This window comes from Burkholderia sp. Ax-1720, assembly GCF_011753035.1.
Classification (GTDB): domain Bacteria; phylum Pseudomonadota; class Gammaproteobacteria; order Burkholderiales; family Burkholderiaceae; genus Burkholderia; species Burkholderia gladioli.
Window position 1 is genome coordinate 1 of the sequence record NZ_VWWK01000125.1, and the last position, 22,364, is coordinate 22,364.

Consider the following 22,364-nt stretch of genomic DNA (forward strand, 5'->3'; position numbering starts at 1 on the left):
TGCCGGCAGTTGGCCGGCGCCTCGCGCGAACGCGGATGCTGCCACCAACCCGCGTCAGGCGTGGCCGATCGCCGGCGGCAAGGATTGCCCCGCGTCGGGCGCCACCTCGGCCGGTGCCTGCGCGGCTGCCTCGCGCTGCTGCTGTTGCAGCGCCCACATCTGCGCATAGTGACCGCCCGCGCGCACCAGCTCCTGGTGCGTGCCGCGTTCGACGATCCGCCCGCGATCCATCACGATGATCTGCGCCGCATGCACGACGGTCGACAGTCGATGCGCGATCACCAGCGTGGTGCGATGCCGGGCGATCTGCTCCAGCTCCTGCTGGATCGCCCGCTCCGAGCGCGAATCGAGCGCCGAGGTGGCCTCGTCGAACACCAGGATCGGCGGATTCTTCAGGATGGTTCGCGCGATCGCGACACGCTGCTTCTCGCCGCCCGACAGCTTCAGCCCGCGCTCGCCGACGGTGGTGTCGTAACCCATCGGCAAGCTCTCGACGAAGGCGTGGATATGGGCCGCGCGCGCGGCCGCGATCACGTCCTCGCGGGTGGCGCTGGGCCGGCCGTAGGCGATGTTGTAGTGGATCGAGTCGTTGAACAGCACGGTGTCCTGCGGCACGATGCCGATCGCCGCGCGCAGCGAATCCTGGCTGACCTCACGCAGGTCCTGGCCGTCGATCAGGATCGCGCCGCGCCCGGCGCGATCGAGATCGTAGAAGCGGAACAGCAGGCGCGAGAGCGTCGACTTGCCCGACCCGCTGTGGCCGACCACCGCCGTGGTGGTGCCGGCCTCGATCGTGAAGCTCACGTCGTGCAGGATCTGCCGCGCCGGCTCGTAGGAGAAATCCACGTGCTCGAAGCGCACCTGCGCGCCGCGCACCGCCAGCGCCGGCGCGCCGGGCGCATCGGCCACTTCCTGCGGCGCCGACAGCAGCACGAACATGCGGTCCATGTCGGTCAGGCTCTGCTTGAGCTCGCGATAGACGATGCCCAGGAAGTTCAGCGGGATGTAGAGCTGCAGCATGAAGGTGTTGATCAGCACCAGGTCGCCGAGCGTGAGCCGCCCCGCCAGCACACCCTGGGTGGCACGCCAGAGGATCAGCACGAGGCCCACGCCGATGATGGTCTGCTGTCCGAAATTGAGCAGCGACAGCGAGCGCTGCGAGCGGATCGCGGCCTGCCGGTAGCGCTGCAGGTTCTCGTCGTAGCGGCGCGCCTCCCAGTCCTCGTTGCCGAAGTACTTGACCGTCTCGTAGTTGATCAGCGAATCGATGGCGCGCGAATTGGCACGCGAGTCGAGCTCGTTCATGGTGCGCCGGAAATGCGTGCGCCACTCGGTGACCTTGATGGTGAACACCACGTAGCCGGCCAGCGCGCCGAGCGTGATCACCGCGTACCAGGCGTCGTACTTGACCACGAAGAAGCCCAGCACCAGCCCGACCTCGATCAGGGTCGGCAGGATGCTGTAGAGCGAGTAGGAGATCAGTTGCTGGATGCCGCGCGTGCCGCGCTCGATATCGCGCGACATGCCGCCGGTCTGCCGCTCGAGGTGGAAGCGCAGCGACAGCCCGTGCAGATGCCGGAACACCTGCAGCGCGAGCTGGCGCACCGCGCTCTCGGTGACCTTGGCGAACAGCATCTCGCGCAGCTCGGTGAACAGCGAGGTGGACAGCCGCACCAGCGCATAGGCCACCACCAGCAAGCCCAGCCCGCCCGCCAGCACCAGCGGCGCCGACTGCTCGGCGCGACCCAGCGCCTGCAGGTGCTGCACCGAGGAAAGCCCGTCGACGATCCGCTTCATCACGATCGGCACGCCGAGGTTGGCCAGCTTCGCGCCGATCAGGCAGGACAGCGCGAGCAGCACGCGGCCCTTGTAGGTGCTCAGGTAGGGCAGCAGCGACCGGATCGTCTGCCAGTCGTTGCGGGGCCCGGAGACGGCCGGCGCGGGCTCGGAGGAAGCGGGGAAACGGCGCATTGGGGGGACGATGCACATGCCGTCGGCTCGGCGCCGGGCACGCACTTTCTCGTACAATTTCAGAATCCTGCATTGTCGCAGAAGCCGGTTCGCGCCGCTGTCCACCGGGCGCGGCGGCCCGGCCCGTCATCGGGCGCCCGCCAGGCGAGCGCCCCAGCCAGTGGAACCCCAGCCATGACCGATTCGTCGCCGCAACTCCCGCAACAGCAGCCCGCGCTGCGCGTGGTCCCGCAACCGTCCGAGGCGAACGTGCACGGCGACGTGTTCGGCGGCTGGATCATGTCCCAGGTCGACATCGCAGGCTCGATCCCGGCCAGCCGGCGCGCCAACGGGCGGGTCGCCACCATCGCCGTCAATTCCTTCCTGTTCAAGCAGCCGGTGTTCGTCGGCGACCTGGTCAGCTTCTACGCGAACATCGTCAAGACCGGCAACACCTCGATCACGATCGGCGTCGAGGTCTATGCGCAGCGCATGGGCCTGGCCGGCGAGGTGGTCAAGGTGACCGAGGCGACGCTGACCTATGTCGCCACCGATTCGGAGCGCCGTCCGCGCGCCCTGCCGCCCGTCGCCTGAGGCTACTGTGCCGCGGCGGGGCTACCGTCCCGGCCGCGGCGCTCAGGCGCCGGCCAGCCCGAATTCGCGCATCGCCGGCACGAAGTCGTGATTGAGCTTGGGCTTGCGCGACAGCTTGGCCAGCACGTATCGCTCGAAACCGCCGAGCGCCGCCCATTGCGCGGGCGACGGCACCGGCAGCGCGGCCAGTGCGCACTGCGCCGCGAGCGCGGCCGGCGGCGCCCCGAGCGACTGCCAGGCCGGCACCGGCTCGGGCGCGAAGACCTCGGCCTCGCCGCAACCATGGGTGCGCAGCATCTCGGCCAGGGCCCGGCCGAAGCTCGGCTCGCCCGGCGACAGCTCGGGACTTTCCCTGTCGGCAGCCATGTCCGGATCGACCGGGACGTCGGCCGGAAAGCGCGCCAGCAGCTTGCGATCCTCGATCGGCAGCAACTGCCATTGATCGAGCGAGATCCGCAGCCCGCCACGATCCAGGTGGAAGCGCACGATCATCGGAATGTAGGTGAAATCCTCCGACGAATCGATTTCGAAGGCGAACAGCAAGGGGGCGTCGCTGAGGGACATGGCGCGTCTGGAGCAGGTGAGCGGGGGCGGGGGCCGGCGAAGATCGCCGCGATCCGGTATTGTAGAACCCGTCCGCGCGAGCCCGCTCGCCGGCCCCGCCGAACCCGCAGGAGCCCGCCTTGAATTCCTCCCCCATCGATACCCACGAACCGAGCGGCAGCGTCGAAGTCGCGATCTCGCGCCATCGCGGCGGCGAGATCTCCGCCACCGCCGACCAGGTCGGCCAGGAATGGCCGGTCGCGCTGGTGTTCAACGGCATCTCGCACGCGGTGATGATGTGCACGCCGCGCGACCTGGAGGCGTTCGCGGTCGGTTTCGCGATTTCGGAAGGGATCGTCACGCGCGGTGCCGATATCAAGGACATCGAGGTGGTGCTGCATACCGAGGCGGCGATCCCGCACGCGGAAGTGCATCTCGAGGTGGTGCAGCAGGCCTTCGCCGCCCTCAAGGACCGGCGCCGCGCGCTGGCCGGGCGCACCGGCTGCGGCGTATGCGGGATCGAAAGCATCGACCTGCTCGATCTGGCGCCCGAGCGGGTGCCCGTCACCGGTTTCCTCGAACGGCTCGCGCCCGATGCGCTGGCCCAGGCGGCGCGCGCGCTGCCCGCTCACCAGGCGCTGACGCGGCTCACCGGCGGCCTGCACGCCGCCGCCTGGTGCGACGCCGGCGGCGCGATCCAGGCCGCGTTCGAGGATGTCGGCCGCCACAACGCGCTGGACAAGCTGATCGGCGAGCTGGTGCTCCAGCGAGCCGACCTGACCGACGGCTTCGTGTTCCTGTCGAGCCGCGCGAGCTACGAACTGGTGCGCAAGGCGGCCCGGGTCGGCATTCCGCTGGTGGCGACGATCTCGGCGCCCTCCTCGCTGGCGATCGCGATCGCGAAGGAAGCGGGCCTGCGCCTGGTCAGCTTCTGCCGCGAATCGGGCTACGTCGACTACGGCACGGCCTGAGCGTCGCGCGATCAAGCGGCCGCGCGCGGCAGCGAGCCGGCCCGGCCGCCGCCTTGTTCAGTCGAACTGACGAAAGTCCGGCTTGCGCTTCTCGAAGAAGGCACTGATCGCCTCGCGCGCTTCCGGCGCGCGCAGCATCTCGCCGAAATGCTTCGCCTCCTCCTCCATGCGCGCGGCCACCTCGATATTGCTGCCGGTGCGCTTCATCAGCGCCTTGGTCACGCGCAGCGACGATGCCGGCAGGGCAGCCAGCTTCTGCGCCTGGGCGAGCGCGAAGGCATCGAGCTCGGCGGCCGGCAGCACGCGGTTGACGATGCCGATCCGATGCGCCTCCAGCGCGTCGAAGGTCTCGCCGAGCATCAGCTTCTCGGCCGCGACCTGGTGGCCCGTCAGGCGCGCCAGCAAGAGGCTCGAAGCCGCCTCGGGGCACAGCCCGAGCTGCGTGAACGGCAGCGACAGCTTGGCCGTGTCGGCCGCGTAGACCAGGTCGCAATGCAGCAGCATGGTCACGCCCACGCCCACCGCGATGCCCGGCACCGCCGCGACGATCGGCTTGGCCGCCGTGCTGATGCGGTTCAGAAACTGGAACACCGGTGCATCGGGCGTGTTCGGCGGGACCTTCATGAAGTCTTCCAGGTCGTTGCCGGCGCTGAAATTGCCCTCGCTGCCGCGGATCAGGATCGCGCGCACGGCGCTGTCCTCCTGGGCCGAGGCGAGCGCGTCGGCCATCGCCTGGTACATCGCCGCGGTGATCGCGTTCTTCTTGGCGGGGCGCGCGATCGTGATCGTCAGGACGCCGTTCGCGACGTCGGTCTGGATATCCATCTCACCGTCTCCTCAACTTCTGGCTCGATAAAAAAAGCGGTGCGCGAGCGAGCTGCCCGCGCACCGCCGTCATCGGGTGCGTGACCCGCCTACAGCCGTTCGATGATGCCGGCGGCGCCCATCCCGGTGCCGACGCACATCGTGACCATCCCGTACTTCAGGTTGCGGCGACGCAGCGCGTGCACCACGGTGGCCGCGCGGATCGCGCCGGTCGCGCCGAGCGGGTGGCCCAGCGCGATCGCGCCGCCCATCGGGTTGACCTTCGAGGGATCGAGGCCGAGATCGCGGATCACGGCCAGCGACTGCGCCGCGAAGGCCTCGTTCAGCTCGATCCAGTCGAGATCGTCCTGCTTGAGGCCGGCGGCCTTCAGCGCGGCGGGGATCGCTTCCTTCGGGCCGATGCCCATGATCTCGGGCGGCACGCCGCGCACCGCGAAGCTCACGAAGCGCGCCAGCGGCGTGAGGTTGAACTGCTTGAGCACCTTCTCCGAGACCACGATCAGCGCGCCGGCGCCGTCCGAGGTCTGCGAGCTGTTGCCGGCCGTCACCGAGCCCTTGTTGGCGAACACCGTGCGCAGCTTGGCCAGGCCTTCGGGCGAAGTGTCGGCGCGCGGGCCTTCGTCGAGCTTGAGCTCGCGCGTGCGGATCTCGACCTCGCCGGTGGCCAGGTTCGGGAAACGCTCGGTGATCGTGTAGGGCGAGATCTCGTCGTTGAATTCGCCGGCTTGCTGCGCGGCGAAGGCCTTGCGGTGCGATTCCACCGAGAACGCGTCCTGGTCCTCGCGGCTCACCTTCCACTGCTCGGCCACGCGCTCGGCGGTCAGGCCCATGCCGTAGGCGATGCCGACGTCCTCGTTGCGGTCGAAGATATGCGGCGACAGCGAGGGCTTGTTGCCCATCATCGGCACCATGCTCATCGACTCGCAGCCGCCCGCGATCAGCGCGTCCGACTCGCCCACGCGAATGCGGTCCGCGGCCATCGCCAGCGCAGTGATGCCGGAGGCGCAGAAGCGGTTGACCGTGACGCCGCCGACCGTGTTCGGCAGGCCCGCCAGCAGCGCGCCCATGCGCGCCACGTTGAGGCCCTGCTCGGCCTCGGGGATCGCGCAGCCGATGATGGCGTCCTCGATCAGCTTGGTGTCGAGGCCCGGCACCTGCGAGACCGCCGACTTGATCGCGTGGACCAGCAGCTCGTCGGGCCGGGTGTTCTTGAACGCGCCGCGCGGCGCCTTGCCGATCGGCGTGCGGCTGGCGGCGACGATGTATGCGTCTTGCAACTGTTTGCTCATTTGTGGCTCCTGTCGGCCGGCGGCGGCGCGCTCGCGCCCGTGCCGGCCTCATGCAAGGTTGTTCGCGATCCGCTCAGTTGCGCACCGGCTTGCCGGTCTGCAACATGCCCATGATCCGCTCCTGCGTCTTCTGCGTGCCGAGCAGCTCGACGAAGGCGCGGCGCTCCAGCGCGAGCAGCCATTCCTCGTCGACCGTGCTGCCCGCCTCGACGTCGCCGCCGCAAACCGCTTCCGCGATGCGGCTGGCGATGCGGTAGTCGTGCTCGCTGATGAAGCGGCCATCGCGCATGTTGACCAACTGCGCCTTGATGGTCGAGATCGCCGAGCGGCCCGCCACCGGGATTTCCTTGGCCTTGAGCGGCGCGCGATAGCCGGTATCGGCCAGCGCCCGCGCTTCCTTCTTCGCCACGTCGAGCAGCTCGAAGACGTTGAACACGATGGTGTCCGAGGGCTTCACGTAGCCCATCGCGCGCGCATCGTGCGCCGAGGCCGATACCTTGGCCATCGCCGCGTTCTCGAAGGACTTGGTGACGAACTTGAGGATCTCGGTGGTCGCGCCCGCCGCCGTGGCGGCTTCCGCCGCGCGCAGCGCCGCTTCCTTGAGGCCGCCGCCGGCCGGCACCAGGCCCACGCCCACTTCCACCAGGCCGACGTAGCTCTCGACGTGCACCACGCGCTTGGCGCTATGCAGCATCAGCTCGCAGCCGCCGCCCAGCGCGATGCCCGAGACGGCCGCTACCACCGGCACGTTGGCGTACTTCACGCGCAGCATGCCTTCCTGGAATTTCTTGACGAACGGCTCGATGCCCTTGGCGCCGCCCATCATGAAGGCGGGCATGGCTTCCTCGAGGTTCGCGCCGGCCGAGAACGGGCCGCCCGGCGTGCCGAGCTTGAGCGAGGTCGGCTGCCAGATCACCACGCCCTTGTAGTCCTTCTCGGCCAGTTCGATGGCCTGCGCCAGGCCGTCGATCACGCCCGGGCCGATGGTGTTCATCTTCGACTTGAACGAGACGATCACCACGTCGTCCTCGCCCGCGCGCTCGTCCACCCAGGCGCGCACCGAATCGGTCTCGAACAGCGTCTTGCCCCAGCAGAGCGGATCGCGGCCGGCCTCGCCGAGCAGCGGCGCGCGGAACACCTGGCGCTCGTAGACGGGCAGCGAGGAACGCGGCACGTACTTGGCCGCCGACGGCGACCACGAACCTTCGGCGGTGTGCACGCCGCCCTTCTCGGCGACCGTGCCTTCCAGCACCCAGGCGGGCAGCGGCACCTTGGCGAGCGCCTTGCCCGCCGCGATGTCCTCCTGCACCCACTCGGCCACCTGCTTCCAGCCGGCGGCCTGCCAGCCCTCGAACGGGCCTTCGTTCCAGCCGAAGCCCCAGCGGATCGCCAGGTCGACGTCGCGCGCGTTGTCGGCGATCGACTCGAGATGGAAGCCGATGTAGTGGAACACGTCGCGGAACACCGACCACAGGAACTGCGCGTGCGGATGCGAGGTCTCGCGCAGCAGCTTGAGGCGCTCGGCGGGCGGGCGCTTGAGGATGCGCGCCACGGTCTCGTCGGCCTTCGCGCCGCCGTCGACGTAGCTGCCCGACTTCGGATCGAGCACCTTGATCGCCTTGCCTTCCTTCTTGTAGAAACCGGCGCCGGTCTTCTGGCCGAGCGCGCCCTGCTTCACCAGCTCGGCGAGCACGGGCGGGGTTTCATAGACGGGGAAGAACGGATCGTCGGCAAGGTTGTCCTGCATCGTCTTGATCACGTGGGCCATGGTGTCGAGGCCCACCACGTCGGCGGTGCGGAAGGTCGCCGACTTGGCGCGGCCCAGCCGCACGCCGGTCAGGTCGTCCACTTCGTCGAAGCGCAGGCCGAACTTGGCGGCCTCGGTGATCACCGCGAGGATCGAGAAGATGCCGACGCGGTTGGCGATGAAGTTCGGGGTGTCCTTGGCGCGCACCACGCCCTTGCCGACCACGCTGGTCAGGAAGGTCTCGAGCTGGTCGAGGATCTCGGGCCGCGTGTGGGCGGTCGGGATCAGCTCGACGAGGTGCATGTAGCGCGGGGGATTGAAGAAGTGCACGCCGCTGAAGCGCGCCTTCAGCTCGTCGGAGAAGCCGTCCGAGAGCGAGGTGATCGACAGGCCCGAGGTGTTCGAGGCGAAGATCGCGTTCGGCCCGATGTGCGGCGCGACCTTCTTGTAGAGGTCGTGCTTCCAGTCCATGCGCTCGGCGATCGCCTCGATCACCAGGTCGCATTCGGCGAGCTTGGCGAGGTCATCCTCGTAGTTCGCGGGTTCCAGGTACTTCGCGTCGTCCTTCACGCCGAACGGCGCCGGCGACAGCTTCTTGAGATTCTCGATGGCCTTCAGCGCGATGCCGTTCTTGGGGCCTTCCTTGGCCGGCAGATCGAACAGCAGCACCGGGACGCGCGCGTTGACGAGATGCGCGGCGATCTGCGCGCCCATCACGCCGGCGCCGAGCACGGCGACCTTGCGAATGATGAAATTGCTCACGGGACTCCTCCGGAAAGAACCGCGCGTCGCGCCCGGCAGGCGGGCTTCGGAACGCGCGGCGTGTGAGTGTGCTGGGGCGCCCGGGCCGCCGGCCCGGGCCTCGCGTCAGAACAGCGCTTCGTCGACTTCCATCAGCGTCTTCGAGCCGGCGCGCGCGGCGCGGATGGTGGCCGCCGTTTCCGGCAACAGGCGCGCGAAGTAGAAGCGCGCGGTGGCCAGCTTCGACTTGTAGAACGGATCGCCCGAGCTTTCCTTGTCGAGCGCCAGGCGCGCCATGCGCGCCCAGAAGTAGGCGAACACCAGGTGCCCCGCGGTGCGCAGGTAAGGCACGGCGGCGGCGCCCACCTCGTCCGGGTTCTGCATCGCCTTCATGCCGATTTCCATGGTCAGCTTCTGCAGCTTCTCGCCGATGTCGGCCAGCGGATTGACGAACTCGGCCATCTCCGGCTTCACGCCCTCGGCCTCGACGAACGCGGTGACGATCGCGCCGAACTTCTTGAGCTTGGCGCCCATGTCGCCGAGCACCTTGCGGCCCAGCAGGTCGAGCGACTGGATCGAGTTGGTGCCTTCGTAGATCATGTTGATCCGCGCGTCGCGCACGTATTGCTCCATGCCCCATTCGGAGATGAAGCCGTGGCCGCCGTAGATCTGCATCGCGTGGTTGGTGCACTCGAAGGCGTTGTCGGTCAGGAAGGCCTTGATGATCGGCGTGAGCAGGGCGACCAGGTCGGCCGATTCCTTGCGCACCGATTCATCGCCGTGCGAGAGCTCCTTGTCGATCTGCAGCGCCGACCAGTAGGTGAAGGCGCGCGCGCCTTCGGCGTAGGCCTTCTGCGTGAGCAGCATGCGGCGCACGTCCGGATGCACGATGATCGGGTCGGCCGGCTTTTCCGGCGCCTTCGGGCCCGTCAGCGAGCGCATCTGCAGGCGCTCCTTCGCGTAGGTCAGCGAGTTCTGGTAGGCGACCTCGGTCAGCCCCAGGCCCTGCATGCCGACCCCGAGGCGCGCCGCGTTCATCATCACGAACATGGCGTTGAGGCCCTTGTTCGGCTCGCCGACCAGCCAGCCGGTGGCGTTGTCGAGGTTCATCACGCAGGTGGCGTTGCCGTGGATGCCCATCTTGTGCTCGATCGAGCCGCACTTGATGCCGTTGCGCTCGCCCGGTTCGCCCGAGGCGTCGGGGATGAACTTCGGCACGATGAACAGCGAGATGCCCTTGGTGCCTTGCGGCGCATCCGGCAGGCGCGCCAGCACGAGATGGACGATGTTCTTCGCCATGTCGTGTTCGCCGCTGGAGATGAAGATCTTGGTGCCGCTGATGGAATAGGCGCCGCCGGTGATCGGCTCGGCCTTGGTGCGCAGGATGCCGAGGTCGGTGCCGCAATGCGGCTCGGTCAGGCACATGGTGCCGGTCCATTCGCCCGACACGAGTTTCGGCAGGTACTGCTGCTGGAGTTCGGGTGCGCCGTGCGCGTGCAGGCATTCGTAGGCGCCGTGCGAGAGGCCGGGATACATGGTCCAGGCCTGGTTCGCCGAGTTCATCATCTCGTAGAGCGCGTTGTTCACGAAGGCGGGCAGCCCCTGGCCGCCGTAGTCGGGATCGCAGCCCAGCGCCGGCCAGCCGGCATCGATGTACTGCCGGTAGGCTTCCTTGAAGCCGGTCGGCGTCTTGACGACGCCGTCGCCCTCGTATTTGCAGCCTTCGCGGTCGCCCACCTGGTTGAGCGGGAACAGCACCTCGGCGCAGAACTTGCCGGCTTCCTCGAGCACCTGGTTGATGGTGTCGGCATCGAGGTCCGCGTGTTTCGGCATCTGCTTCAGTTCGGCTTCGACATTCAGCAACTCATGCAGCACGAATTGCATGTCGCGCAGCGGGGCAACGTACTGTCCCATGACTCTCTCCAAAGATAGGGCACTTGGCTCGAGCCTCGCGCGGGCGTCAGGGCACCGCTACCGGCTCTCGCTCTGATACGAAACGATCGTCTTTTCCAGCGCGGCCCACGTCAGACGCACGCCATCCGGCAGATGCAGGAAACGGGCGTCATGGTGCAGACCGAGCGTGAAGCTGTACAACTCGAAGAGCATCACGTCCGGATCGGTATCCGGGCGCAGATGGCCTTCGTCCTTCGCCTGCGAAATCGCACGCAGCAGCGCCGCGCGCCAGGCCGTCACGCTCGCGATCAACTGCTCGCGCACCGGGCTGTCCGGCCGGTCGTCGTACTCGACGGCGCCGCTGATGTAGATGCATCCGGTGGTCACTTCCTGGATGCGCTTCTCGATCCAGCGGGCCAGCATCGCACGCAGGCGCGGCAGGCCGCGCGGCTCGCGCAGGCTCGGAAAGAACACCTCGCTCTCGAAGCGGCGGTGATACTCGCGAACCACCTCCACCTGCAGGTCCTCGCGCGAACCGAAATGCGCGAACACGCCGCTCTTGCTCATCTGCATGCGCTCGGCCAAGAGGCCGATCGTCAGACCTTCCAGCCCGTCCCGGCTGGCAAGGTCCAAAGCTGCTTCGAGTATCGCGGCACGCGTCTGTTCGCCTTTTCGCATAAGCTTGATGTCTAAACCGTTCACGGGTAATCCAGAAAATCGAACGGCCGTACTATTATTGAGTGCGGCCGTCGTTCGAACAAGGAAATTATTAGATACCGGTGTCTAACCGCCCCGCTATTGTTGTCAGGTTCGGGCGGAACCGGAAGCAGGGCTTGTCCGCCCCCTCGGATGCCTGCCGGGCAGCCTGCGTTCGCGCAACGAACGGGCCCGGCGGCGGCCTTTCATCGGCCTGTCATGATCGCGCGTGCGGCCGGCCGTCAGTCGTAGCCGCCCACCGTCAGCAGCTTCATCGCGCCGCGGTAGACCGTGTAGGCCAGCCAATTCAGCAGGCGCTCCATCGGCGGGCGGGCCGCGAAACGGGCCGGATCGATCTCCCTGCCGTCGGCGAAGGCCGCGTCGATCGCCTCGCGCAGCGCCTGGATCTCGGCGTCGTGCTTGACCAGCACCACGTTCGCCTCGTTGTTGAGCATCAGGCTCAGCGCGTCGAGGTTGGACGAGCCGACCGTCGCCCAGTTGTCGTCGACCACCGCCACCTTGCCGTGCAAGATGGTGCGATCGTACTCGGCGACGCGGACCCCTGCCCTCAGCAGGGCATGATAAAGGAATGGCACGGCGGTATCGAGTGCCACGAATTCCTTGCGACCGATCAGTACCCTCACCTCGATGCCGCGCCTTGCCGCATTGGTCAGCGCCCGGCGCAGCTTGCGGCCCGGCATGAAATACGGATTGGCCAGCACCACCGCCTGGCGTGCGCGGCCGATCGCGGCCAGGTAGGCCTTCTCGATCGCGCGGCGGTTCAGCACGTTGTCGCGCGCCACGAAGGCCACGCTCGGCTCGCTGATGTTGCGCAGCGCGCCGGCCTTGATCCAACGATGGCTGCGCATCCAGCGCCGGAAGCGCGCCGCGAAGGCCTCACTGGTCACCACCGGCGGCGCGTATTGCGCATAGCGCTTGTGGCCGGTGCGCACGCGGTACCACTGCACCTCGAAGGCGGCGCGGATGTCGGCCACCGCCGGGCCGGCCAGCTCGACGGCGAAGTCCCAGCGCGGATACGGCAGCGTCTCGCCGTTCTGGTCGTAGTCGTCGACGATGTTGATGCCGCCGCAGAACGCGTGGGAATCGTCGACGCAGGCCAGCTTGCGATGCGTGCGCGAGAAGCCGAAGCGGCCGAACAGGTAGCGGTTGTAGATGCGGTGCTCGATGCCGGCCTCGCCCCAGGTCTCGAACAGCGGCAGGCGCGCCGTGCCGATGCCGTCGGTGATCACGCGCACGTGCACGCCGCGGGCGGCGGCACGCAGCAGCGCGTCCGATACCAGGCGGCCGGCAGGGTCGTCGCAGAAGATGTAGGTTTCCAGCAGCACCGATTGCGAGGCGCTGTCGATGCGGCGCACCAGGGCCGGGAAGAATTCGGCGCCGCCGTCGCAGAGCGTGACGGTATTGCCCGAGGAAAACGCCAGCCGCGACGAGGACCCGCGTTCCTGCAGGAACAGGTCCCGCAGTTGGGTCAGGCGCAGCCGGCCGCCCCCGCTCATGTCCCGCGTGCCGCCAGACGCGCGGGCAGTTGCAGGATCGCCTCGCTGTTGGAGGGCGAATAGCAGCGCGCGGCGGCCTCGCGATAGGGCAGCCAGACGTAATCGGTATGCTCGCGCGGCGAGAGCGTCACGGCGATGCCGGCCGGCACCTCGAGGCTGAACCAGTGCTCGGTGTTGCGCGTGACGCCCGGCGCATAGCGATGCCGGTATTGCGGGTAGATGCTGTATTCGATCTGGTGGCGCCAGTCGTGGAGCGCACCCGGCGGCACGCCCTCGCCACCCACCACGATGCCCGTCTCCTCGCCCACCTCGCGCACGGCGGTGGCGGCCAGTGGCTCGTCGAGCCAGTCCTTGGCGCCGGTCACGGACTGCCAGAAACCCGGCAGGTCAGCGCGCTTGATGATCAGCACGTCGAGCGCGGCGGTGTGGATCACGACCAGGACGGATTCGGGAATTTTCGGTGGCTTCGTCATGTCTTGCGGTTCGGCGGCCGGGGCTCGGCGAGCCTGCCGGCCGGCAGCTTCGGAACCGGCAGACTGTACCGCAAAACGAAGGCCGACGCGTGTCGGGACGGGGCCCGCGGCAATCCGCCGGAACCGCCCGGCACCGCCGACGAGACGCCGGCGTCAGGCGCGCGGCAGCAGGATCAGCAGCATGGACAGCGTGGCGATCGAGGCCACCGTCGAGAACAGGATGGTGCGCGACGTCACCTGCGGCTCGCGGCGATAGAACTCGGCGAGCATGAAGGGCCCGGTGCCGGTCGGCAGCGCGGCCAGCACCACGGCCATCGCGACCAGCACCGGCGGCAGGCCGAACACGCGCGCCGACAGCCACCAGGTCAGCGCCGGCTGCACCACCAGCTTGATCGCGGTGAGCAGCAGCGCATCGGGCAGCACGCCGTGCGCGGGCCGCTTCTCGGCCAGGAACAGGCCGAGGCTGACCAGCGCGCAGGGGCTGGCGGCGCCGCCGAGCAGCTTGAGGAAAGTCTCGACGCTGGCCGGCGGCGCGACATGCGCGGCCGATACCAGCGCGCCGACGATCGGCGAGACGATCAGCGGATTGCGGCCCAGCGAGGCCAGTACCTTCAGCGCCAGCCGGTGCGGCGCGCGCTCGCTCTGCAGGCCGATCTCGATCAGCACGATCGCGAAGCCGAACAGCACGCAGGCCACGATGATGGTGACGATGGTGGTCGGCATCAACCCGGGCGGGCCGAACACCAGCAGGGCCAGGGGAAAGCCGATGTAGCCGGTGTTCGGGTAGGCGGCCGCGATCGCGTCGACGCTGGCGTCGGCGAGCGGCCGGCCGCGCGCGAGGCGCAGTGCGAGCACTGCGCCGAACACGGCGGCGCAGGCGATCGAGAAGGCGGCGATGAAGCGCGGCTGGTCGAGCTGCGCCCAGGTGGCATGCGCCATCACGTCGAACAGCAGCGCCGGCAGCGCCAGCCAGACCACGAAGCGGTTCAGCTCCGAGGCGGCGCTGGGGCCCAGCAAGCCGCGCCGGCGGCAGAGGAAACCGGCCAGGATCAGCGCGAAGATCGGCAGCAGGATGGGCAGCGTGGCGGACACGGCGAGACTCGGCAAGGCAGGAGGGACGAAAAAGCGCCGGCGGCGTGACGGCCGGGCAGGAAAACCGACGAGCCTAACCCGCCCGCTTGATACAATCCAATGCGATTTTTAGTGTCTTCTCATACCTTTTCTGCATCGTGCTCGATATCAAGCCGCTCCGCTATTTCGTCGCGCTGGCCGAAACGGGTCATTTCGGCCGCGCCGCGACGCGCCTGAACCTGTCGCAGCCGCCGCTGTCGCGCCAGATCGCGGCGCTGGAGGCCTCGCTGGGCGTGACCCTGGTCGAGCGCGGCCCGCGCGGCGTGACGCTGACGCCGGCCGGCGAGCGCTTTCGCGACGACGCGAAGGCGATCCTGGCCGCCGTCGAGCGCGCCGCCCACCACGCGCGCGCGGCCGCCTCGGGCGCGGCCGGCAAGCTGACGGTGGGCTTCACGATGTGCGCCGCCTACAGCGTGGTGCCGCGCTACGCGCGCGAGTTCGGCGCCGCCTGGCCGGAGGTCGCGCTGCACCTGCGCGAGACGGTCTCGAACGATCTCGCCGAGCAGGTGCTGAACGGCCATATCGACGCGGCGATCCTGTTCCCCGGGCCGCCGCACGAGGGGCTGGAGCAGCGCATCGTGGTCACCGAGCCGCTGTGCGTGGCGCTCTCGCGCGAGCATCCGCGCGCACGGGCCCGCCGGCTGCGGATCGCCGAACTGGCCGGCGAGCCCTTCGTGATGGCGGTCGAATCGGTCGCGCCGACCTTGCGCGCGGCCATCGTCGGCCACTGCCGCCAGGGCGGCTTCGAGCCGAACATCCGGCTCGAGGTGCAGCTGCAGCAGACCGTGCTCGGGCTGGTCGACGAAGGTGTCGGCGTCGCGCTGGTGCCCGAATCGATGCGCCGCGCGCAATGGGCCGACGTGGTGTTCCGCCCGCTGGTCGACGCGCCGACCATCGAGCAGGCGCTGGTCTGGTCGCCGGCGAATCGCAACCCCTGCCTGGCGCGCTTCCTGGCGATCGCCTGAAGCGTACCGAAGCGCGGCGTCTGCCCTCGCTGTGCCCCTGTGCCCGATCGACGGGCGATAAAAAACCCTGCCGACGTTGCCGCCGGCAGGGTTTTTTTCATGCGCAGCCTGGCGAGAAGCCTCAGGCCTTCGGCGCTTCCGGCTGGCGCAGGCGGATATGCAGTTCCTTGAGCTGGCGCTCGTCGACCGGGCTCGGCGCCTGCGTGAGCAGATCCTGCGCGCGCTGGGTCTTCGGGAACGCGATCACGTCGCGGATCGAATCGGCGCCGGCCATCATCGTGACGATGCGGTCCAGGCCGAAGGCGATGCCGCCGTGCGGGGGCGCGCCGTATTGCAGCGCGTCGAGCAGGAAGCCGAACTTCGCCTGCGCTTCCTCCGGCCCGATCTTCAGCGCGCGGAACACCTTGCTCTGCACGTCTTCCTGGAAGATCCGCACCGAACCGCCGCCGATTTCCCAGCCGTTCAGCACCATGTCGTAGGCCTTGGCCAGGCAACGGCCCGGGTCGGTCTCGAGGTACTCGAGGTGCTCGTCCTTCGGGCTCGTGAACGGGTGGTGCGCGGCCACGTAGCGGACCTCGTCCTCGTCGTACTCGAACATCGGGAAGTCGATCACCCACAGCGGCTTCCAGCCCGACTCGACCAGGCCGTTGGCCTTGCCGAATTCCGAGTGGCCGATCTTCAGGCGCAGCGCGCCGAGGCTGTCGTTGACCACCTTCGCGCGATCCGCCGCGAAGAAGATGATGTCGCCGTCCTGGGCGCCGGTGCGCTCCAGGATCGCCGCGATCGAGGCGTCGTGCAGGTTCTTGACGATCGGGCTCTGCAGGCCGTCGCGGCCCTTCGCCTTCTCGTTGACCTTGATCCAGGCCAGGCCCTTGGCGCCGTAGATGCGCACGAATTCGGTGTAGCCGTCGATATCGCCGCGCGTGAGCTCGCTGCCCTTGGGCACGCGCAGCGCCGCGACACGGCCGTCCTTCGAGTTGGCCGGCGTGCTGAACACCTTGAACTCGACGTCCTTCATGGCATCGGTCAGCTCGGTGAATTCGAGCTTGACGCGCAGGTCCGGCTTGTCCGAACCGAAACGCGCCATCGCTTCCGAATACGGCATCACCGGGAAGCTCGCGTCGAGCTCGACGCCGATCGTCTTCTTGAAGACGTGGCGGATCATTTCCTCGAACAGGTCGCGAATCTCTTGTTCGCCGAGGAAGGAGGTCTCGCAGTCGATCTGGGTGAATTCGGGCTGGCGATCGGCGCGCAGGTCCTCGTCGCGGAAGCACTTGGTGATCTGGTAGTAGCGATCGAAGTTCGCCACCATCAGCAACTGCTTGAACAGCTGCGGCGACTGCGGCAGCGCGAAGAACTGGCCCGCGTTGACGCGCGAGGGCACCAGGTAGTCGCGCGCGCCTTCCGGCGTGCTCTTGGTGAGCATCGGCGTCTCGATGTCGATGAAGCCCTGCTCGTCGAGGTACTTGCGCACCTCGATCGCCACGCGGTAGCGCAGGCGCAGGTTGTTCTGCATGTGCGGGCGGCGCAGGTCGAGCACGCGATGCGTGAGGCGCGTGGTTTCGGAGAGGTTGTCGTCGTCGAGCTGGAACGGCGGCGTGACCGACGGGTTCAGCACCGTCAGCTCGTGGCACAGCACCTCGATCTTGCCGCTCTTGAGGCCCGCGTTGATCGTGCCGTCCGGACGGCCGCGCACCAGGCCCTTGACCTGGATGCAGAACTCGTTGCGCACGCCTTCGGCGGTCGCGAACATCTCGGCGCGATCCGGATCGCACACCACCTGCACGAGGCCTTCACGATCGCGCAGGTCGATGAAGATCACACCGCCGTGATCGCGGCGGCGATGCACCCAGCCGCACAGCGACACGGTTTGGCCCAGCAGGTGTTCGGTCACGAGACCGCAGTATTCAGTTCGCATCGACATGATGTTTGCTTTCGTTCGGTTTTTGATCAACGGGGCGCGGCTGGCGCCCGGAAATTACAGCGGCGGCTCGACGGGCGGCCGCGCCGGTGCGGGCACGGGCACCGAGGGCGCGACCACGCCCATCGAGACGATGTACTTCAGCGCGGCGTCGACCGACATGTCGAGCTCGACCACCTCGCTTTTCGGCACCATCAGGAAGAAACCCGAGGTGGGATTCGGCGTGGTCGGCACGTAGACGCTCACGTACTCTTCCTTCAGGTGGTTGACCACGTCGCCGCCCGGCACGCCGGTCAGAAACGCGATCGTATAGGACCCGCGGCGCGGGTACTCGATCAGCAGCGCCTTGCGAAAGGCGTTGCCGCTGCTCGACAGCAGCGTGTCCGAGACCTGCTTGACGCTGGTGTAGATCGGCCCGACCACCGGGATGTGCCGCACCACCGCATTCCACCACGTGACCAGCTTCTGGCCGATGAAATTCTGCGTGGCCAGCCCGACGATGAAGATGAAGGCCAGCGTCAGGACCGCGCCGATGCCGGGCAGGTGGAAGCCCAGCAGCCGCTCGGGCTGCCAGGATTCGGGCAGCAGCAGCAAGGTCTGGTCCATGATGCCGATCACCGAGCCGAGCACCCACAGCGTGATCGCCAGCGGAACGAGGACCAGCAGGCCGGTCAGGAATACCGTTTTGAGGGTCGTCTTCTTCATCATCTGCCGTCAGGTAAGCACGCCGGAGCTCGGCACGCACAAGCCGCCGCCCGGACCGGGCGCCGGACGAGTCAGGTATCGCTGGCGGCGGCCGGCGCCGCCGGAGCCGCTGCCGCGGGTGCCGCTGCCGGCGCGGCGGCGGGCTTGGCCGCCTCCCCGCCCGCCGCGGCTTCCCCGCCGGAGGTACTACCGCCGGCCTCGGCTGGCGCATTGGTGGCGGCGGCGCTGGTGCCGCCCGAACCGCCCCGGAAGTCGGTCACGTACCAGCCCGAGCCCTTCAACTGGAACCCGGCTGCGGTGACCTGCTTGCGAAAGGCATCCTTGCCGCATTCCGGGCAAACGGACAGCGGCGCGTCGCTCATCTTCTGGAGCACGTCCTTGGCGAAACCGCACGCATCGCAACGATAGGCGTAAATCGGCATGATCTTTTCCCGCGGAAACTAGAAACGTCTTGCAAAACCTTGAATTATATCCGAAAGCCCGCTCAGCTCCCTGAGCGGCGGCGCCAGCTCAGCCATTGCTCGCGCCCTTCGAACACCGGCAGCGAATCCGTGACCGGGCGCGCTTCCTCCAGCGTGAAATACGAGCCGAGCAAGGCATCGAGCGCATCGCGGTCGATCCCGAACGGCGGTCCCTTGGGCGTCGCGCCGATGAAGAAGCAGCCGGCCAGCAAACCACCCTCGGGCAGCAGCGCCGCCATGCGCGCCGCGTAGTCGTCCCAGCGCGCGGGCGGCAGCGCGCAGAGGAAGGCGCGCTCGTAGATCCATTGCGGCCGGAACGGCGGCGTGTAGGCGAAGAAGTCCGCCTCCTCCACCAGCCCGGCATGCTCGCCCAGTTGCCGGCGCGCGGCGGCCACCGCGCTCGCCGAGAAATCGATCGCCTTCACCGGCCAGCCGGCGCGCGCCAGCCAGAGCGCCTCGTGCGCGCTGCCGCAGCCGGGGATCAGCACCGGGCACGGCGAACGCGCGGCCGCGAAGGCGGCGAACGCATCGGGCACGCGTGCCAGGTCCCAGGGCACGAAGCCGCGTTCGAAACGTTCGTCCCAGAACGCGGCGCTGCCCGGATCGCGGCTCGCGAAGCCGGCTGCCGCGCCGGGGGCGATCGATGCGGCCGGCACCTCGGCCGAGGCTGGCGCCGAAGCGCCGGCCTGCTTGCTGGTATCGCTCATCTGCTCTCCCGATTTCGCCGCCGGCAGCATCGCCGCGAACACTCACCGCCGATCACGGCCAGGCGCCGTCCGTCGCCGCGCTCAGGCGCCGGCCGCCAGCACCAGCAGCACGCGCGCCACGATCGCGCCGACGCCGACCGCCAGCCCGAACACCAGCAGGGCCTGCAGCAGCCGGTTGGTGCGCTTCTGCTCGGTCAGGATCTGCTGCATCAGCTCGTCGCTGAGCCCGCGCGGCGAATCGTGCCGCTCCGCGAACGCCTGGTGGATCAGGCGCGGCAGTTGCGGCAGCGTCTTGCTCCATTGCGGCGCCTCGACCTTGAAGCGCTCGTACCAGCCGCGCAAGCCGATCTGCTCGGTCATCCAGCGCTCGAGATAGGGCTTGGCGGTCTTCCAGAGATCGAGCTCCGGGTCCAGCGAACGACCCAGGCCCTCGACGTTGAGCATGGTCTTCTGCAGCAGCACCAGTTGCGGCTGGATCTCGACGTTGAAGCGGCGCGAGGTGGAGAACAGGCGCATCAGCACCTGGCCCAGCGAGATGTCCTTCAGCGCGCGGTCGAAATACGGCTCGCAGACCGCGCGGATCGCGCTCTCCAGCTCCTCGACGCGCGTATGCGGCGGCACCCAGCCCGACTCGAGGTGCAGGGTGGCGACACGATGGTAGTCGCGCTTGAAGAAGGCCAGGAAGTTCTGCGCCAGGTAATTCTTGTCGAAGTCGGAAAGCGCGCCGACGATGCCGAAGTCGAGCGCGATGTAGCGGCCGAAATGGTTCGGGTCGAGGCTCACGAACACGTTGCCCGGGTGCATGTCGGCATGGAAGAAGCCGTCGCGGAACACCTGGGTGAAGAAGATCTCCACGCCTTCGCGCGCCAGCTTGGGGATGTCGACGCCCGCCGCGCGCAAGGTGTCGACCTGGCTGATCGGCACGCCCTTCATGCGCTCCATCACCAGCACCGAGGACGAGCTGTAGTCCCAGAACATCTCCGGCACCAGCAGCAGGTCGAGCCCGGCGAAGTTGCGGCGCAGCTGGCTGCCGTTGGCGGCCTCGCGCATCAGGTCGAGCTCATCGTGCAGGTACTTGTCGAACTCGGCCACCACCTCGCGCGGCTTGAGGCGCCGGCTGTCGGGCCAGAGCCGCTCGGCCCAGGTGGCGATGTCGCGCAGCAGCGCCATGTCCGAGTCGATCACCGGCAGCATGTTCGGGCGCAGCACCTTGACGGCCACTTCCTTGCCGGCGTGCGCGCCCTCCTTGAGCTTGGCGAAATGCACCTGGGCGATCGAGGCGCTGGCCACCGGCACCGGGTCGAACTCGTCGAACAGCGCGCTGATCGGCGCGCCCAGCGACTTCTCGACCAGCGACATGGCCAGCGCCGAATCGAAGGGCGGCACCTGGTCCTGCAGCTTGGTCAGCTCGATCGCGAAATCGGGCGGCAGCACGTCGCGACGCGTCGACAGCATCTGGCCGAACTTCACGAAGATCGGCCCCAGGCTTTCGAGCGCGCGGCGCAGGCGCACCGCCGGCGGATCGGAAAAGCGGCGGCCGATGGTGGTGATGCGCAGCAGCAGCTTGACGCGGCGATCGTCGATGCGCGACAGCATGACCTCGTCGAGGCCGAAGCGGATCACGGTGTAGACGATTTTGATGAAACGGAAAATGCGCATGCGGTACAGCCCTCAGTGCCCACCGCGCGAGCTGCCGCCCGCCGGTGTGCCGGATCGTTGTTCTAGGCGCTCGATACGCTTCTCGACGCGGGCCAGGGCATCGCGTGCGCGGGCCAGTTCGGCGTCGAACTCGCCGAGCGCGGCGCGGCGCACGACCTGCGGGTTCTCATCGAGAAAATATTCGCTCAGCGAGTCGAGCAGATTACGGCTGGTACGACGCGCCTGGTCGCCCGCCGAACGCACCAGGGTGGCGATGCGATGGGCGGGAGCATCGCCGAGCACGCGCGCGAGATCCTCCTCGGGCTCCCAGCGCAGGTGTTCGGCGAGCTTGGCGAGCTGGGTGGCGAATTCGGCATCGCCCTCCAGCTTGACGTGCTTCATGACGGCGGCCTGCCCCCCCTGCACGAAGGCCGTGACGGCGTCGAACGGCGATTGCCGCGCGCCGCCCAGGGCGATCGAGACGTCGGGCTGCGGCGCCTCGTGAGCCTCGACAGCGGCGAAATAGCCATCGGGCTGCACCAGCAGCAACAGGGTCAGCGGAGGGAATTCGAGCCGGGCGGTTTTCCCGGCATAGGGAATCAGGCGTTCGCGCGCCCAGGATTCGCGGGCGAGCAGATGGTTGACAGCAGCGGCGACAGACTTGGCGGCAAAGGTCATCGGACTGAGTAAAAAACCCGCGCAAGCAGGGTGCCCGCGCGGGTTTCTATTGTAACGTCGGATCGGTCCGGCCCTGTTCCGGCGTGATACCGGGTGCGTCCAGGGCCGGCGTGCCGCCTTCGCTCAGTGCAGGTTGATCTGCTGGATGCCGGCCAGCAGCCAGCCTTCGTTGCCCGACTTGGTGAGGTTCCAGACCTCCTCGAAGGGCTCGGCCGAGGCGCCCGGCGCCTCGCGGATCAGGCCGTGGAAGCGCACGCTCGCCTCGTACTGGTTGCCGCGCTCCTCGACGCCGAGCAGCTCGGCCTCGAGCTGGACCACGTCGGTCTGGTTCTTGTCCGCGCCGCGCGAGGCCAGGTCGACCTTCACCTCGGCGAACATCTCCGGCGTGGTGAACTCGCGGATATCGGTCATGTTGCCTTCGTCCCAGGCCGCCTGGAGGCGGATGAAGTAGACCTTGGCATTACGCACGAAGGCCTCGCTGTCGAAGCCGGCCGGCACCGACGGCGCCGTGCCGGCGGCCGCCAGGCCCGCGCCCGCTGCCGCCGCGCCGCCGCCGAACACGCCGGCCGCCTCGTTGGCATAGCTGCTCGACGAAGCCGGCTGCGGCTGCTGCGGCGGCGAGGCCTGGGCATAAGCCTGGTTCTGGCTCGCGTAACCGCCGTTCGAACCGGCGTCGTAGCCGCCGCGGTTCATTGACGAACCCGGCGACGAACCCGCGCCCGCATAAGCCGGCTCGGGCTTGCGATTGCGGTTCATCAGCTTGCGCACGATCCAGATACCGATGAAGGCCAGCAGCGCGATCACGATCACGTTGGCCATCATGCTGGCAAAGGCGCCGCCCAGGCCGAAGTGCGACAGCAGCGCAGCGATGCCGAGGCCGGCCGCCAGGCCGGCGATCGGCCCGAGCCAGCGCGAGCGG

General features: G+C 68.3%; 20 protein-coding genes. 3 read left to right on the forward strand and 17 right to left on the reverse strand.

Annotated elements, in window-relative coordinates; translation table 11 throughout:
* Positions 1 to 54 precede the first annotated feature (54 nt).
* The gene (locus F3J18_RS26370; protein ID WP_166915081.1) at positions 55 to 1,971 is read right to left on the reverse strand and encodes an ABC transporter ATP-binding protein/permease; all 1,917 of its coding nucleotides are present in this window, start codon (positions 1,969 to 1,971) and stop codon (positions 55 to 57) included.
* A 174-nt stretch (positions 1,972 to 2,145) separates the two neighbouring features.
* Between F3J18_RS26370 and F3J18_RS26375 the strand changes: the two genes are divergently transcribed.
* The gene (locus F3J18_RS26375; protein ID WP_025096882.1) at positions 2,146 to 2,544 is read left to right on the forward strand and encodes an acyl-CoA thioesterase; all 399 of its coding nucleotides are present in this window, start codon (positions 2,146 to 2,148) and stop codon (positions 2,542 to 2,544) included.
* Between the two features lie 42 nt (positions 2,545 to 2,586).
* On the opposite strand, the gene F3J18_RS26380 is transcribed toward F3J18_RS26375, so the two are convergent.
* On the reverse strand, positions 2,587 to 3,108 hold the full coding sequence (locus F3J18_RS26380; protein ID WP_166915066.1) for a nitrate reductase associated protein: 522 nt from the start codon (positions 3,106 to 3,108) through the stop codon (positions 2,587 to 2,589).
* A gap of 119 nt (positions 3,109 to 3,227) precedes the next feature.
* Here F3J18_RS26380 and fdhD point away from each other — a divergent pair, with 119 nt between their 5' ends.
* Positions 3,228 to 4,058, forward strand: coding sequence for a formate dehydrogenase accessory sulfurtransferase FdhD (gene fdhD / locus F3J18_RS26385; RefSeq protein WP_166915068.1), 831 nt, complete (start codon positions 3,228 to 3,230; stop codon positions 4,056 to 4,058).
* A gap of 57 nt (positions 4,059 to 4,115) precedes the next feature.
* On the opposite strand, the gene F3J18_RS26390 is transcribed toward fdhD, so the two are convergent.
* The 8 genes from F3J18_RS26390 to F3J18_RS26425 all read right to left on the reverse strand — a co-directional run bounded on the left by F3J18_RS26390 (position 4,116) and on the right by F3J18_RS26425 (position 14,331).
* Positions 4,116 to 4,883 carry an enoyl-CoA hydratase gene (locus F3J18_RS26390; RefSeq protein WP_166915070.1) on the reverse strand — a complete coding sequence of 256 codons (768 nt, stop codon included), beginning with the start codon at positions 4,881 to 4,883 and terminating at the stop codon, positions 4,116 to 4,118.
* Between the two features lie 89 nt (positions 4,884 to 4,972).
* A complete protein-coding gene (locus F3J18_RS26395; RefSeq protein WP_025096878.1) occupies positions 4,973 to 6,172 on the reverse strand; it encodes an acetyl-CoA C-acyltransferase in 1,200 nt (399 codons plus the stop codon).
* 73 nt (positions 6,173 to 6,245) lie between these two features.
* Positions 6,246 to 8,681, reverse strand: coding sequence for a 3-hydroxyacyl-CoA dehydrogenase/enoyl-CoA hydratase family protein (locus tag F3J18_RS26400; protein ID WP_166915072.1), 2,436 nt, complete (start codon positions 8,679 to 8,681; stop codon positions 6,246 to 6,248).
* A gap of 105 nt (positions 8,682 to 8,786) precedes the next feature.
* Positions 8,787 to 10,574, reverse strand: coding sequence for an acyl-CoA dehydrogenase C-terminal domain-containing protein (locus F3J18_RS26405; protein WP_166915074.1), 1,788 nt, complete (start codon positions 10,572 to 10,574; stop codon positions 8,787 to 8,789).
* 57 nt (positions 10,575 to 10,631) lie between these two features.
* The gene (locus F3J18_RS26410) at positions 10,632 to 11,231 is read right to left on the reverse strand and encodes a TetR/AcrR family transcriptional regulator (RefSeq protein ID WP_013699351.1); all 600 of its coding nucleotides are present in this window, start codon (positions 11,229 to 11,231) and stop codon (positions 10,632 to 10,634) included.
* 260 nt (positions 11,232 to 11,491) lie between these two features.
* Positions 11,492 to 12,766 carry a cardiolipin synthase ClsB gene (gene clsB, locus F3J18_RS26415; RefSeq protein WP_166915075.1) on the reverse strand — a complete coding sequence of 425 codons (1,275 nt, stop codon included), beginning with the start codon at positions 12,764 to 12,766 and terminating at the stop codon, positions 11,492 to 11,494.
* On the reverse strand, positions 12,763 to 13,239 hold the full coding sequence (gene nudB, locus F3J18_RS26420) for a dihydroneopterin triphosphate diphosphatase (RefSeq protein WP_013699353.1): 477 nt from the start codon (positions 13,237 to 13,239) through the stop codon (positions 12,763 to 12,765). The genes clsB and nudB overlap by 4 nt, the downstream gene beginning before the upstream one ends.
* A 153-nt stretch (positions 13,240 to 13,392) precedes the next feature.
* Positions 13,393 to 14,331, reverse strand: a complete 939-nt coding sequence (locus F3J18_RS26425; RefSeq protein ID WP_017919283.1) for an AEC family transporter — start codon at positions 14,329 to 14,331, stop codon at positions 13,393 to 13,395.
* A 137-nt stretch (positions 14,332 to 14,468) separates the two neighbouring features.
* Between F3J18_RS26425 and F3J18_RS26430 the strand changes: the two genes are divergently transcribed.
* Entirely contained in the window at positions 14,469 to 15,335 is an 867-nt protein-coding gene (locus F3J18_RS26430; RefSeq protein WP_025096874.1) for a LysR family transcriptional regulator, read from the forward strand.
* A gap of 121 nt (positions 15,336 to 15,456) precedes the next feature.
* On the opposite strand, the gene aspS is transcribed toward F3J18_RS26430, so the two are convergent.
* The 7 genes from aspS to F3J18_RS26465 all read right to left on the reverse strand — a co-directional run.
* Entirely contained in the window at positions 15,457 to 17,259 is a 1,803-nt protein-coding gene (aspS, locus tag F3J18_RS26435) for an aspartate--tRNA ligase (RefSeq protein WP_013699356.1), read from the reverse strand.
* A 54-nt stretch (positions 17,260 to 17,313) separates the two neighbouring features.
* Positions 17,314 to 17,964, reverse strand: coding sequence for a DUF502 domain-containing protein (locus tag F3J18_RS26440; RefSeq protein WP_017919281.1), 651 nt, complete (start codon positions 17,962 to 17,964; stop codon positions 17,314 to 17,316).
* Between the two features lie 68 nt (positions 17,965 to 18,032).
* The gene (locus F3J18_RS26445) at positions 18,033 to 18,383 is read right to left on the reverse strand and encodes an FmdB family zinc ribbon protein (protein WP_025096873.1); all 351 of its coding nucleotides are present in this window, start codon (positions 18,381 to 18,383) and stop codon (positions 18,033 to 18,035) included.
* Between the two features lie 62 nt (positions 18,384 to 18,445).
* Positions 18,446 to 19,129 carry a thiopurine S-methyltransferase gene (locus tag F3J18_RS26450; RefSeq protein ID WP_166915077.1) on the reverse strand — a complete coding sequence of 228 codons (684 nt, stop codon included), beginning with the start codon at positions 19,127 to 19,129 and terminating at the stop codon, positions 18,446 to 18,448.
* Between the two features lie 81 nt (positions 19,130 to 19,210).
* The gene (gene ubiB, locus F3J18_RS26455) at positions 19,211 to 20,788 is read right to left on the reverse strand and encodes a ubiquinone biosynthesis regulatory protein kinase UbiB (RefSeq protein ID WP_013699360.1); all 1,578 of its coding nucleotides are present in this window, start codon (positions 20,786 to 20,788) and stop codon (positions 19,211 to 19,213) included.
* 12 nt (positions 20,789 to 20,800) lie between these two features.
* Positions 20,801 to 21,445 (reverse strand): SCP2 sterol-binding domain-containing protein, encoded by a 645-nt coding sequence (locus tag F3J18_RS26460; protein ID WP_025096871.1) that lies wholly within the window; start codon positions 21,443 to 21,445, stop codon positions 20,801 to 20,803.
* A 123-nt stretch (positions 21,446 to 21,568) separates the two neighbouring features.
* On the reverse strand, positions 21,569 to 22,364 hold a 796-nt coding region (locus F3J18_RS26465), incomplete at its 5' end, for a TIM44-like domain-containing protein (RefSeq protein ID WP_166915079.1).

Bases quoted from the DNA above. Each gene is read 5' to 3' on its own strand.
- F3J18_RS26370 (WP_166915081.1), bottom strand. From the start codon at position 1,971: ATGCGCCGTTTCCCCGCTTCCTCCGAGCCCGCGCCGGCCGTCTCCGGG.
- F3J18_RS26375 (WP_025096882.1), top strand. From the start codon at position 2,146: ATGACCGATTCGTCGCCGCAACTCCCGCAACAGCAGCCCGCGCTGCGC.
- F3J18_RS26380 (WP_166915066.1), bottom strand. From the start codon at position 3,108: ATGTCCCTCAGCGACGCCCCCTTGCTGTTCGCCTTCGAAATCGATTCG.
- F3J18_RS26390 (WP_166915070.1), bottom strand. From the start codon at position 4,883: ATGGATATCCAGACCGACGTCGCGAACGGCGTCCTGACGATCACGATC.
- F3J18_RS26395 (WP_025096878.1), bottom strand. From the start codon at position 6,172: ATGAGCAAACAGTTGCAAGACGCATACATCGTCGCCGCCAGCCGCACG.
- F3J18_RS26405 (WP_166915074.1), bottom strand. From the start codon at position 10,574: ATGGGACAGTACGTTGCCCCGCTGCGCGACATGCAATTCGTGCTGCAT.
- F3J18_RS26410 (WP_013699351.1), bottom strand. From the start codon at position 11,231: ATGCGAAAAGGCGAACAGACGCGTGCCGCGATACTCGAAGCAGCTTTG.
- clsB (WP_166915075.1), bottom strand. From the start codon at position 12,766: ATGAGCGGGGGCGGCCGGCTGCGCCTGACCCAACTGCGGGACCTGTTC.
- nudB (WP_013699353.1), bottom strand. From the start codon at position 13,239: ATGACGAAGCCACCGAAAATTCCCGAATCCGTCCTGGTCGTGATCCAC.
- aspS (WP_013699356.1), bottom strand. From the start codon at position 17,259: ATGTCGATGCGAACTGAATACTGCGGTCTCGTGACCGAACACCTGCTG.
- F3J18_RS26440 (WP_017919281.1), bottom strand. From the start codon at position 17,964: ATGATGAAGAAGACGACCCTCAAAACGGTATTCCTGACCGGCCTGCTG.
- F3J18_RS26445 (WP_025096873.1), bottom strand. From the start codon at position 18,383: ATGCCGATTTACGCCTATCGTTGCGATGCGTGCGGTTTCGCCAAGGAC.
- F3J18_RS26450 (WP_166915077.1), bottom strand. From the start codon at position 19,129: ATGAGCGATACCAGCAAGCAGGCCGGCGCTTCGGCGCCAGCCTCGGCC.
- ubiB (WP_013699360.1), bottom strand. From the start codon at position 20,788: ATGCGCATTTTCCGTTTCATCAAAATCGTCTACACCGTGATCCGCTTC.
- F3J18_RS26460 (WP_025096871.1), bottom strand. From the start codon at position 21,445: ATGACCTTTGCCGCCAAGTCTGTCGCCGCTGCTGTCAACCATCTGCTC.